8 protein-coding genes are annotated in these 12239 nt (G+C 57.6%); 7 read left to right on the top strand and 1 reads right to left on the bottom strand.

All coding sequences use genetic code 11. The annotated features are described in order from the left end of the window. Positions 1-9: 9 nt before the first annotated feature. Both ssuC and ssuB read left to right on the top strand, forming a co-directional pair. Positions 10-804 (top strand): aliphatic sulfonate ABC transporter permease SsuC, encoded by a 795-nt coding sequence (gene ssuC / locus ACJ8QF_RS04350; protein ID WP_049187509.1) that lies wholly within the window; start codon positions 10-12, stop codon positions 802-804. Then, positions 801-1574: an aliphatic sulfonates ABC transporter ATP-binding protein gene (ssuB, locus tag ACJ8QF_RS04345; protein WP_275095678.1), complete on the top strand. Its 774-nt coding sequence runs from the start codon at positions 801-803 to the stop codon at positions 1572-1574. The genes ssuC and ssuB overlap by 4 nt, the downstream gene beginning before the upstream one ends. Before the next feature lie 56 nt (positions 1575-1630). Here ssuB and pepN read toward each other — a convergent pair whose 3' ends face one another. Then, complete coding sequence (gene pepN / locus ACJ8QF_RS04340; RefSeq protein ID WP_275095677.1) at positions 1631-4249, bottom strand: aminopeptidase N; 2619 nt, start codon at positions 4247-4249, stop codon at positions 1631-1633. 337 nt (positions 4250-4586) lie between these two features. On the opposite strand from pepN, the gene ACJ8QF_RS04335 reads away from it, so the two are divergent. From ACJ8QF_RS04335 to ACJ8QF_RS04315, 5 genes are all read left to right on the top strand, one after another. Then, positions 4587-6287, top strand: a complete 1701-nt coding sequence (locus ACJ8QF_RS04335; protein ID WP_004928198.1) for a GGDEF domain-containing protein — start codon at positions 4587-4589, stop codon at positions 6285-6287. A gap of 255 nt (positions 6288-6542) precedes the next feature. Beyond that, positions 6543-7748 (top strand): nicotinate phosphoribosyltransferase, encoded by a 1206-nt coding sequence (pncB, locus tag ACJ8QF_RS04330; RefSeq protein ID WP_004928202.1) that lies wholly within the window; start codon positions 6543-6545, stop codon positions 7746-7748. A 215-nt stretch (positions 7749-7963) separates the two neighbouring features. Beyond that, positions 7964-9364: an asparagine--tRNA ligase gene (gene asnS, locus ACJ8QF_RS04325; RefSeq protein WP_004928205.1), complete on the top strand. Its 1401-nt coding sequence runs from the start codon at positions 7964-7966 to the stop codon at positions 9362-9364. A gap of 301 nt (positions 9365-9665) precedes the next feature. Then, positions 9666-10793, top strand: coding sequence for a porin OmpC (gene ompC / locus ACJ8QF_RS04320; protein ID WP_274543117.1), 1128 nt, complete (start codon positions 9666-9668; stop codon positions 10791-10793). Between the two features lie 245 nt (positions 10794-11038). Further along, positions 11039-12229 (top strand): amino acid aminotransferase, encoded by a 1191-nt coding sequence (locus ACJ8QF_RS04315; RefSeq protein ID WP_275095675.1) that lies wholly within the window; start codon positions 11039-11041, stop codon positions 12227-12229. The last annotated feature ends 10 nt before the right edge of the window (positions 12230-12239 follow it).

Below are 12239 nucleotides of genomic sequence, written 5' to 3'. Positions count from 1 at the left end.
AGCGCCCCGATGGCAAATAACGTACAACGCATCCTGTATCGGCTGGCTCCCTGGGCGCTGCCGTTGGCGCTGGTGATCATCTGGCAAATCGCCGTCGAAACCGGCTGGCTCTCCAATCGCATTTTGCCGGCGCCGAGTGCGGTGCTGGCCGCCTTCTGGCGCCTGAGCCAAAGCGGCGAACTGTGGCAGCACCTGAGCATCAGCAGCCAGCGCGCGTTGTTAGGCTTTGGCATCGGCGGCAGCATCGGACTGATACTCGGCTTTATTACCGGGCTGTCGCGCTGGGGCGAACGCCTGCTGGACAGCTCGGTGCAAATGATCCGCAACGTGCCGCATCTGGCGCTGATCCCGTTGGTGATCCTGTGGTTCGGCATCGATGAATCCGCCAAGATCTTTCTGGTGGCGCTCGGTACGCTGTTCCCGATTTATCTCAATACCTATCACGGCATCAAAAACATCGATCGCGGCCTGTTGGAGATGGCCCGCAGCTACGGCCTGAGCGGTTTTCGCCTGTTTACACAGGTGGTGCTGCCGGGCGCGCTGCCGTCGATTATGGTCGGCGTGCGTTTCGCTCTCGGCTTCATGTGGCTGACGCTGATCGTCGCCGAAACCATCTCGGCCAATTCGGGCATCGGCTACCTGGCGATGAACGCGCGTGAATTTCTGCAAACCGACGTGGTGGTGGTGGCGATCGTGCTGTACGCCCTGCTCGGCAAGCTGGCGGACGTGGGTGCGCAGCTGCTGGAGCGCGTCTGGTTGCGCTGGCATCCGGCCTATCAACTGAAACAGGGAGAAGCGCTATGATCCTTCCCGCTCGCCTTGCGCAAGGCACGCCGGTGACGCTGGAGTCCATCGGCAAACGTTACGGCAACCGCACGGTGCTGGACAATATTCAGCTGCGCATTTCCGCCGGGCAGTTCGTGGCGGTGGTTGGCCGCAGCGGCTGCGGCAAGAGCACCCTGCTGCGCCTGTTGGCCGGCCTGGAACAGGCCAGCAGCGGCGCGCTGCTCAGCGGCAACGCGCCGCTCGCCGCCGCTAAAGAGGATACCCGGTTGATGTTTCAGGATGCGCGCCTGTTGCCGTGGAAAACGGTGATCGACAATGTGGGTCTGGGGCTGCGCGGCCAGTGGCGCGACGCGGCGTTGCAAGCCCTGGAAGCGGTCGGTTTGGCGGATCGCGCCCGCGATTGGCCGGCGGCGCTGTCCGGCGGACAAAAACAGCGGGTCGCCCTGGCGCGCGCGCTGATCCACCGCCCCCGCCTGCTGCTGCTGGATGAACCGCTCGGAGCGCTGGATGCCCTGACGCGCATCGAGATGCAAGGTCTGATAGAAACGCTGTGGCTACAACACGGTTTTACCGTACTGCTGGTCACGCACGACGTCAGCGAAGCCATCGCGCTGGCGGATCGGGTCATCCTGATCGAAGAGGGACGCATCGGGCTGGATCTCACCCTCGACCTGCCGCGGCCGCGCCGCAAGGGGTCAGCCCGGCTGGCTGAGCTGGAGGCCGAAGTGCTGGAACGGGTATTATCGCCGCCGGTTATCGGGGCCAGCCCGCGCCAGGCGGCAAATTGAACGGATAAAAAAAGGGACGGCGCAGGCCGTCCCTTATCTATATCAGCGCGAAAAGATCAGGCGTCTAGCGCCTTGCTGATCTTCTCGTACAGATCGCCGGACAGGTTTTCCAACCCTTTCAGCTGTTCCAGTGCCTTGCGCATCAGCGCCTGGCGGCCCGCGTCGTAACGCTTCAGGCGAATCAGCGGTTCAATCAGGCGCGCGGCGATCTGCGGGTTGCGCTGGTTGAGATCGCTCAGGATCTCCGCCAGGAACTGATAGCCGCTGCCGTCCGCGGCATGGAACGCCGCCGGGTTGCCGGAAGCGAAGCCGCCGATCAGCGAACGGGTGCGGTTCGGGTTACTCAGGCTGAACGAACGGTGATGCAACAGCGCGCGCACCTTGCTCAACACGTCTGCCGCCGGGCTGCTGCCCTGCAGCACGAACCATTTGTCCATCACCAGGCCATCCTGATGCCAGCGCTCGTCGAACGCCGCCAGCAGCGCATCGCGGCACGGCAGCTGGGCCGCGACCGCAGCAGACAGCGCCGCCAGCGCGTCGGTCATGTTGTCCGCCTGGCGATACTGTTCATTCACCAGCTGGTCCGCCAGCGCCACATCTTCTCCGAACGCCAGATAGCCCAAGCACACATTGCGCATGGCGCGCTTGGCGATCTCGGCATGCTCCACGCGGTAGCCGTCGGTCTTGTTGGCGTGATACACCGCCAGCCACTCATCGGCCAACTCCCGCGCCAGGCAGCGTACGATCGCTTCGTGCACCGCGGCGATCGCTTCCGGATCGATAGTGGCGAACAGCTCGGCGATTTCGTTCTCCGACGGCAGCGTCAGGATCTGCGCCGCCAGCGCCGGATCCAGTTTTTCGTCCAGCAGCACCGCACGGAACGCATCGGCCACGTGCAGCGGCAGCGACAGTGGCTGCTTCTGCTGGTGCCGCGCCACGTTCAGCTTGATATAGGTCGCGAGCAGGCTCTGTGCCGCATCCCAACGCGCAAATTCATTGCGTGCGTGCTGCATCAGGAAGGTCAGTTGCTGATCGCTGTACGGATAGTCCAGTTTCACCGGCGCGGAGAATTCGCGCAGCAGCGACGGTACCGGCTTGTGCGCCACGCCGTCGAACACGAAGGTCTGCTCCGCTTCGGTGACGTTCAGCACGTTGTTGACCGGCAGGCCGCCTTTTTGCAATGGAATGACATTGCCTTCGCTGTCGTACAGTTCGATATCCAGCGGAATATGCAGCGGCAACTTCTCCGGCTGATCGGCGGTCGGCGCGGTTTTCTGGCTGACATGCAGGCGATATTGCTGAGTTTCCGCATCGTACTCGTCGCGCACCGTCAACAGCGGCGTACCGGACTGGCTATACCAACGGCGGAAGCGCGACAGATCGACGTTAGATGCATCCTCCATCGCCTGAACGAAATCGTCGCAGGTAGCGGCGCTGCCGTCGTGGCGTTCGAAATAGAGCTGCATCCCTTTCTGGAAGTTCTCCTCCCCCAACAGGGTATGCATCATGCGGATCACCTCGGAACCCTTTTCATACACCGTGAGGGTGTAGAAGTTGTTCATCTCGATGACTTTGTCCGGGCGGATGGCGTGCGCCATCGGGCTGGCGTCTTCGGCAAACTGCGCGCCGCGCATCACGCGCACATTGTCGATGCGGTTGACCGAACGCGATCCCAGATCGGAACTGAATTCCTGATCGCGGAACACCGTCAGCCCCTCTTTCAGACTGAGCTGGAACCAGTCGCGGCAGGTCACGCGGTTACCGGTCCAGTTGTGGAAGTATTCGTGGCCGATCACCGCTTCGATGTTCAGGTAATCCTTGTCGGTCGCGGTTTCCGCCTTCGCCAGCACATATTTGGAGTTAAAGATATTTAACCCTTTGTTCTCCATCGCGCCCATATTGAAGAAATCGACCGCCACAATCATATAAATGTCGAGATCATATTCCAGGCCGAAGCGGGTCTCATCCCACTTCATCGAGTTCTTCAGCGAAGTCATCGCCCAGTCGGCGCGATCCAGGTTGCCGCGATCGACGAACAGCTCCAGTGCGACCTTACGGCCGGAACGGGTGGTGAAGCTGTCGCGCAGCACGTCGAAATCCCCCGCCACCAGCGCGAACAGGTAGCAAGGTTTCGGGAACGGATCCTGCCATTGCACCCAGTGGCGGCCATCGGCCAATTCGCCCTGGCCGATGCGGTTGCCGTTCGACAGCAGGAACGGATAGCGCGTCTTGTCGGCCACGATGCGGGTGGTAAAGCGCGCCAGCACGTCCGGGCGATCCTGGTAATAAGTAATGTGGTGGAAGCCTTCGGCTTCGCATTGCGTGCACAGCGCATCGCCGGACAGGTACAGCCCTTCCAGCGCGGTGTTCTTCGCCGGGTGAATATCGTTGACAATGGTAAGAGTGAATTGTGCCGGCAACTCTTCGATGATCAGCTGGTTATCCTGCTGACGGTAGGCGCTCCACGGTTGGCCGTCCACCTGAATGCTCACCAGCGTCAAATCTTCGCCATCCAGCACCAGCGGTGCGCCGGCCGCACCCTGACGTTTGATTTTACTGACGGCGGTCACGCGCGTGGTTTCCGCGTCCAGACTGAAGTCCAAATCGATATCGGTCGTGGTGTAATCGGGCGCGCGATAATCGTGGCGGTATTTTGCCTGTGGCTGTTGTGTCATAAAAACCCTTAAACGTCTCAGTGAGTTATAGGTGCCAGGCCGCTCTTCTCTTTCGTACCGCAGCCGGTATGTTCCCCTGCGGCGCGCGGTGAGCCTGAATTGTGAATAAACTGTATCACAGCTGGCCGAAAAGCCCAGAGCCGCAGGGCGACCAGGAGAGAGAAATCAGAGGCAAATCATAAATCGCCCGGCAGGCGGCAGTGCGGGTGACCAATGGCCAAATAAAAATCAGCATTTAATGCTAAAAAACCGCCATCGCGGCGCGCCGGCATAGTTGAGGCGACACCGGCGGCATGGTGGTATAATTGCCGAATCAGGTTCAGGGATGGCTCGCATTATGAAGATTAAATACGCAATCTATTTTTTCACCCTGTGCCTGATGACTTCTTTCTCTCTGTTCATCGTCGATGAGCTGCTCGAAGCCCATACCGACTACCGCGACAACCAGCTAAACCTGTACAAAATTGATCGCGCCAAAGAAATTTCCGAAGCTTTTCAGGCTGCGTTGCTGGCTCATCGCCTCAAACGATTGAGCCTGATCGATCCGCAAATCACCCGTGCGCAATGTTTGGCCGCCGATCGGGTGGCGCGTGAGAGAATCACCCGGATCCGCGAACATCTGGACGATGAGGTCGCCAAACAGCTCGGGGTGCGGCAAAAAATCGCCGCGCTGTCGATGATCGCTTTGATGGAACAGCTGCTGGATAATGACAACCTGCAGCTTTCGCAGGTCAATAACACCAACGCCAATCTGTTCAACATCAACAGCGCCTATTACATCTCGCAAACCAGCAAGAGTTATTACCGTTACACCTACGATACCCGGATGGTGGATACCGACTCCTTTATGTTTCTCGAGGCCATCCGTCTCAATAACCGGCTAAATATGTCATTGACGGAATTGAGCGATCAGATTATCGACGTCAACGTCAGCCAGCTCGTTCGCAAAGACGCCTATCTGAAGTCCATTCAGCTAACCGGCGTGCTGAACGCGCTGAGCACCCGATTGATCTTCATGAAGATCAACTACGACGACGTGCAAACCACCGAGCTCGTCAATCAGTTGCTCACCCTAGTGTCGGCCGAACGTCTCAAGCAGATCACCGATGGGTTATACACCGCCATCAATACCCAAAAACCCTATCCCGCAGCGCTTATTTCGCGCTATGTCGACGAGCTGAGCGGGCTTTCGCAGGCGCTGTATCAACGCAGCTTCGAGCTGGAAACCGTCGCCTCGCGCCACAAGATTTACGACAGCCAGACGACCATTTACGGCATGATCGCACTCGCCGGCCTGGTGGTTTTGCTGTTCATTTTGCCGGCGTTGGTGTTCTGCACCAGCATCAACCGCTGGCTGACCAAGACCCACAACAATATCGTGCGGCTGTCGCGCGGTGAGATGAATATCGATCGCAACGACGCCTTCTACAGCCAGGAATTGATCGCCATCAGCGACGCCATTCAGCAGCTCAGGCAATACCAGCTGGACAAGGTTTCGCTGGAGAGCGAGAAACAACTGCTGATTAAAGAGCTCGAGGCCTCTTCCTTCCTCGATCCGCTCACCAATATCTACAACCGCCGTAAATTCTTCCTTGAATGTCAACTGCTGGGCAACGCCAGCTACCCGCAGGCCTTTTGCCTGATCGACATCGACAATTTCAAACAACTCAACGACAGCTACGGCCACGACGTGGGTGACCGGGCGCTGGTGGCCTTCGGCCATCTGCTGCAACGCGCGTTCCGCGCCAGCGACATTTTCTGCCGCTACGGCGGTGAAGAGTTTGCGGTGCTGCTGGGCAGTTGTTCGTTGGACAATGCGCGGGACATCATGGAACAGTTGCGCACGCGCACCCATGGCCTGACGCTAAATCTGGCCGACGGACGGCAAGTGCGTTTCACCACCAGCTGCGGCATTGCGCCGGTCAGCGCGTTCAGCGCGCTGCAGGCGGCGATCAAGCAGGCGGACGAAGCGCTCTATTTTTGCAAAAAGAACGGCAAGGATCGGGTCAGCGTGCATACCCTGGCCGGGTTTATCTGATTTGCTGTTTAAAATAATTAACATTATAATTTTTATGACTAATTAGGCTAAGTCATTCACCTTACAGGCATATCTGGCTTTTTTTCCTCCCCGCCGCTATCCGGCTGCCATAAAGGCACGTTTAATCCTCGACCCGCTTCGGTGATTTATGGTGTGATGCAGCTTCAATAACAGGATAATCCGGGTATACTCCACCCCCACTTTTATGATTATCCGGATTTGGACACGCGCCTGACGAGGATGCTGTAACGCGCTATGACTCAATACGCTTCCCCGATTTTGACATCACTGCTTGATACCGATGCTTATAAGCTTCATATGCAGCAAGCAGTGTTCCATCGCTATCCCGCGATCAGCGTGGCGGCGGAATTCCGCTGCCGCGGCGACGAACTGCTGGGCGAATATGCCGACGAGATCCGCGCGCAGGTGGCGCTGATGAGCCGGCTGGCGCTAACCGACGCCGAATTCGCTTATCTTTCGGGCCTGCCCTTCTTCCGTCAAGATTACCTGAACTGGCTGCGAACGTTCCGCTACGATCCGCAGCAGGTCACCATCGACAACCGCGACGGCAAGCTGCAAATCCGCATCGCCGGCCCCTGGCGTGAAGTGATCATGTGGGAAGTCCCATTGCTGGCGGTGATCAGCGAAGTGGTGCACCGCCGGCGCTCGCCGCTGGCGACGCCGGAACAGGCGGTGGCGCATCTGCAAACCAAGCTGGCGCAGTTCAAGACGTTGGCGGGCGATCTGGATCTTTCGCGCTTCAAGTTGATGGACTTCGGCACCCGCCGCCGTTTCTCTCAGGGCGTGCAACAGGCCATCGTCAGCACCTTGCAGGCCGAATTCCCATACCTGTCGGGCACCAGCAATTACGATCTGGCGCACCAGCTGGGTCTGGCGCCGGTCGGCACGCAGGCGCATGAGTGGTTCCAGGCGCATCAGCAGATAAGCCCGGTGCTGGCCAACAGCCAGCGCGCCGCATTGCAGGCCTGGCTGGATGAATATCCGGACCAGCTTGGCATCGCGCTCACCGACTGCATCACCATGGATGCCTTCCTGCGCGACTTCGGCCCGCAGTTCGCCGAGCGTTATCAGGGGCTTCGCCACGATTCGGGCGATCCCGTCGAGTGGGGTGAAAAGGCCATTGCCCACTATCAGAAACTGGGCATCGACCCACTGAGCAAAACGCTGGTGTTCTCGGACAATCTGGATCTGGAAAAAGCGCTGGCGCTCTATCGCCATTTCTATCAGCGCATTAATCTCGGCTTCGGCATCGGCACGCGCCTGACCTGCGATATTCCCGGCGTTAAGCCGTTAAATATCGTGATCAAGCTGGTCGAGTGCAAAGGCAAGCCGGTGGCCAAACTCTCCGACAGCCCCGGCAAGACCATCTGCCAGGACCAGGCGTTCGTCAGGGCTCTGCGCAAGGCCTTCGATCTGCCGCTGGTGAAGAAAGCCAGCTGAGCCTTCTTTATATAAAGAGAGAAAGCCGGCCCGGTTCACGCGCCGGCTTTTTTGTTTTTATCCCGAACGCCCTCTTTTCAGTCAGCCGCGATAAATGTTGCGCCAATCCGATGATTTCTGCTTGTGCTCTGCACCGCGGCAAGTAACATAGCCATTACCCCCATATTCTTGGGTTGTAAGCTATTTCTAAACCAAATTATTAAAGAGAGAAATCTATGAGCGTAGTGCCTGTAGTCGACGTACTGCAAGGTCGTGCTGCGGTTGACAGTGAAGTCACCGTACGCGGCTGGGTACGTACCCGGAGAGATTCAAAAGCTGGTATCTCCTTCCTGGCCGTCTATGACGGTTCCTGCTTTGATCCGTTACAGGCCGTCGTTAATAATTCTCTGCCGAATTATCAAGATGAAGTGCTGCACCTGACCACCGGCTGTTCGGTTGAAGTTACCGGCAAGGTCGTCGCCTCACCGGGCGAAGGCCAGAGCTTCGAGCTGCAGGCCACCGCGATCAAAGTGGTCGGCTGGGTCGACGATCCGGATACTTACCCGATGGCGGCCAAACGTCACAGCATCGAATACCTGCGCGAAGTGGCCCACCTGCGCCCGCGCACCAACCTGATCGGCGCCGTGGCGCGCGTGCGTCATACCCTGGCGCAGGCGATCCACCGCTTCTTCCATGAAAATGGCTATTTCTGGGTATCTACCCCGCTGATCACCGCCTCCGACACCGAAGGCGCCGGCGAGATGTTCCGCGTGTCCACGCTGGATCTGGAAAACCTGCCGCGCACCGACAAGGGCGCCGTCGATTTCAGCGAAGACTTCTTCGGTAAGGAAGCCTTCCTCACCGTTTCCGGCCAGCTGAACGGCGAAACCTACGCCTGTGCGCTGTCCAAGGTATACACCTTCGGCCCAACTTTCCGCGCTGAAAACTCCAACACCAGCCGCCATCTGGCTGAATTCTGGATGATCGAGCCGGAAGTGGCCTTCGCGACGCTGGACGATGTCGCCGGCCTGGCCGAAAGCATGCTGAAGTATGTGTTCCAGGCGGTGCTGGATGAACGTGCAGACGATCTGAAATTCTTCGCCGAGCGCGTGGATAAAGACGCTATCGCGCGTCTGGAGCGCTTCGTCTCTTCCGATTTCGCCCAGGTAGACTACACCGACGCCATTGAGATCCTGCTGGCCTCTGGCCAAACCTTCGAAAACCCGGTCTCCTGGGGTATCGATCTCTCTTCCGAACATGAGCGTTATCTGGCGGAGAAACACTTCCAGGCGCCGGTAGTGGTGAAAAACTACCCGAAAGACATCAAAGCGTTCTATATGCGCATGAACGAAGACGGCAAAACCGTCGCGGCCATGGACGTGCTGGCGCCGGGCATCGGTGAAATCATCGGGGGCTCTCAGCGTGAAGAACGTCTCGACGTGCTCGATCAGCGTCTGGAAGAGATGGGCCTGAATAAGGAAGACTACTGGTGGTATCGCGATCTGCGTCGTTACGGCACCGTGCCGCACTCCGGTTTCGGCCTGGGCTTTGAACGTTTAATCGCCTATGTCACCGGCGTGCAAAACGTGCGCGATGTGATCCCGTTCCCACGCACCCCACGTAACGCAAGCTTCTAATTTATACGATCACACGTTTTTTAAACGATTTCGTTACAAAACAAAGGCCAGCCTCGCTGGCCTTTCGCATTTTTTAATATTGACGCACGTCACAAAGTTCCCGAAAAATTACATTTAGTTACACATACTTTCCTTTTGCAACCTCATTGCGACATTGGTATCATTTTCGTCCTAGATTAACCCGCCTGTGAATGGAACACTGCGTTCAGACACAGGACGACACCAATCTATCAACAATAGTTCCCAAGGAATTATTGGCGGCAGTGGCAAAGGTGTCCGAATAACACCAATGAGGGTAATAATGATGAAGCGCAACATTCTTGCAGTGGTTATCCCGGCTCTGTTGGCTGCTGGTGCAGCAAACGCAGCTGAAATCTACAACAAAGACGGCAACAAGCTGGATCTGTACGGCAAAGTTGACGGTCTGCACTACTTCTCCGACGATAAAGGTAATGACGGCGATCAGACCTATGTTCGTTTCGGCTTCAAAGGTGAAACTCAGATTACTGACCAACTGACCGGTTACGGCCAGTGGGAATACAACGTCCAGGCTAACCACTCCGAATCTCAGGGCACCGAAGGCACCAAAACCCGTCTGGGCTTCGCGGGTCTGAAATTCGCTGACTACGGCTCCTTCGACTACGGCCGTAACTACGGCGTACTGTACGACGTGGAAGGCTGGACCGATATGCTGCCAGAGTTCGGTGGCGATACCTACACCTACTCCGACAACTTCATGACCGGCCGTACCAACGGCGTTGCGACCTATCGTAACAACAACTTCTTCGGTCTGGTTGACGGTCTGAACTTCGCCGTTCAGTACCAGGGCAAAAACCAGAACGACGGCCGTAACGTCAAGAAACAAAACGGCGACGGCTGGGGCATCTCCTCTACTTATGACATCGGCGAAGGCGTAAGCTTCGGTGCTGCATACGCGTCTTCTAACCGTACCGACGACCAAAAACTGCGTTCCAACGAGCGTGGCGACAAGGCTGACGCATGGACCGTGGGTGCGAAATACGACGCCAACAACGTTTACCTGGCGGCGATGTACGCAGAAACCCGTAACATGACTCCGTTCGGCGGCGGTAACTTCGGTGCAGGCTGTGCAGCTACCGATGACAAGTGCGGCGGCTTCGCGAGCAAAACTCAGAACTTCGAAGTGACTGCTCAGTACCAGTTCGACTTCGGTCTGCGTCCAGAAGTGTCTTACCTGCAATCTAAAGGTAAAAACCTGAACGTCCCAGGCGTGGGTTCTGACCAGGATCTGGTTAAATATGTTTCTGTTGGTACCACCTATTACTTCAACAAGAACATGTCCACCTACGTTGATTACAAAATCAACCTGCTGGATGACAACGAGTTCACCAAAGCAACCGGCACCGCTACCGACGATATCGTAGCTGTTGGTCTGGTATACCAGTTCTAAGTTGTCTCGCTTAACGGCGGTTCACCGTCGGCTAAGTTAAAAAAACAGGGCTTCGGCCCTGTTTTTATTTGTGTCTGCCGGTAACGTTTTATCCTGCAGATTTCCCCTTATCCCTCATTTTTTCTGTCGAATCCTTCCCGTTCACAAGATCGCGGTGTTTTTATCGCAAACGGTTGGCAAAGCCGATAACTGGCGCTACCCTGATGCTTCTGTCTGCTTAACTCCGAGATTTGGAAGCACCTGACATGTTTGAAAAAATCACCGCCGCACCCGCCGACCCGATCCTGGGCCTGACCGACATTTTCCGCGCCGACGCCCGCCCGAATAAAATCAATTTAGGCATTGGCGTTTATAAAGACGAAACCGGCAAAACCCCGGTGCTGACCAGCGTAAAAAAAGCTGAACAGTATCTGCTGGAAAACGAGACCACCAAAAACTATCTCGGCATTGAAGGCATCCCGGCGTTTGCCAGCTGCACGCAAGAGCTGCTGTTCGGTCAAGAGAGCCCGATCGTCACCGATCGTCGCGCGCGCACCGCACAGACGCCAGGCGGCACCGGCGGCCTGCGCGTGGCGGCAGACTTTATCGCCAACCAGACCAGCGCCAAACGCATCTGGATCAGCAACCCAAGCTGGCCGAACCACAAGAACGTCTTTAGCGCCGTTGGTCTGGAAGTGCTGGAGTACGCCTACTACGACGCAGCCAACCACGCGCTGGATTTTGACGGCCTGCTGAACAGCCTGAAACAGGCTCAGGCCGGTGATGTCGTGCTGTTCCACGGCTGCTGCCATAACCCGACCGGTATCGATCCAACGGCGGAACAGTGGGCACTGCTGGCTGAGCTTTCCGCCGCCAATGGCTGGCTGCCGCTGTTCGACTTCGCCTACCAGGGCTTCGCCAACGGTCTGGAAGAGGATGCGCAAGGCCTGCGTATTTTCGCCGCCAAACATCAAGAGCTGATCGTCGCCAGCTCCTACTCGAAAAACTTCGGCCTGTACAATGAGCGCGTCGGCGCTTGCACCCTTGTAGCTGCCGATGCCGAAACCGCCGATCGCGCCTTCAGCCAGGTGAAAGCGGCCATTCGTGCCAACTACTCTAACCCGCCGTCGCACGGCGCGGCCGTTGTCGCCACCATTCTGGGCAACGACGCCCTGCGCGCGATGTGGGAGCAGGAGCTGACCGACATGCGCCAGCGCATTCACCGCATGCGTCAGCTGTTCGTGAACACCCTGCAGGAGAAAGGCGCACAACAGGACTTCAGCTTTATCATCCAGCAGAACGGCATGTTCTCATTCAGCGGCCTGACCAAAGAACAGGTGCTGCGTCTGCGTGAAGAGTTCGGCGTATACGCCGTGAACTCGGGCCGGGTGAACGTGGCCGGCATGACGCCGGACAACATGGCACCGCTGTGTGAAGCCATCGTCGCCGTGCTCTAAAAGCATCGAC

Origin of the sequence: Serratia sp. CY81684, assembly GCF_052166595.1 — a bacterium.
Lineage (GTDB): Bacteria > Pseudomonadota > Gammaproteobacteria > Enterobacterales > Enterobacteriaceae > Serratia > Serratia nematodiphila.
Note: the sequence above shows the minus strand (reverse complement) of the source record. Positions and strands in the feature narration are given on the sequence as shown.

Excerpts from the sequence above, each read along its gene's own strand:
- ssuC (WP_049187509.1), top strand. The coding sequence starts at position 10 with ATGGCAAATAACGTACAACGCATCCTGTATCGGCTGGCTCCCTGGGCG.
- ssuB (WP_275095678.1), top strand. The coding sequence starts at position 801 with ATGATCCTTCCCGCTCGCCTTGCGCAAGGCACGCCGGTGACGCTGGAG.
- pepN (WP_275095677.1), bottom strand. The coding sequence starts at position 4,249 with ATGACACAACAGCCACAGGCAAAATACCGCCACGATTATCGCGCGCCC.
- ACJ8QF_RS04335 (WP_004928198.1), top strand. The coding sequence starts at position 4,587 with ATGAAGATTAAATACGCAATCTATTTTTTCACCCTGTGCCTGATGACT.
- pncB (WP_004928202.1), top strand. The coding sequence starts at position 6,543 with ATGACTCAATACGCTTCCCCGATTTTGACATCACTGCTTGATACCGAT.
- asnS (WP_004928205.1), top strand. The coding sequence starts at position 7,964 with ATGAGCGTAGTGCCTGTAGTCGACGTACTGCAAGGTCGTGCTGCGGTT.
- ompC (WP_274543117.1), top strand. The coding sequence starts at position 9,666 with ATGATGAAGCGCAACATTCTTGCAGTGGTTATCCCGGCTCTGTTGGCT.
- ACJ8QF_RS04315 (WP_275095675.1), top strand. The coding sequence starts at position 11,039 with ATGTTTGAAAAAATCACCGCCGCACCCGCCGACCCGATCCTGGGCCTG.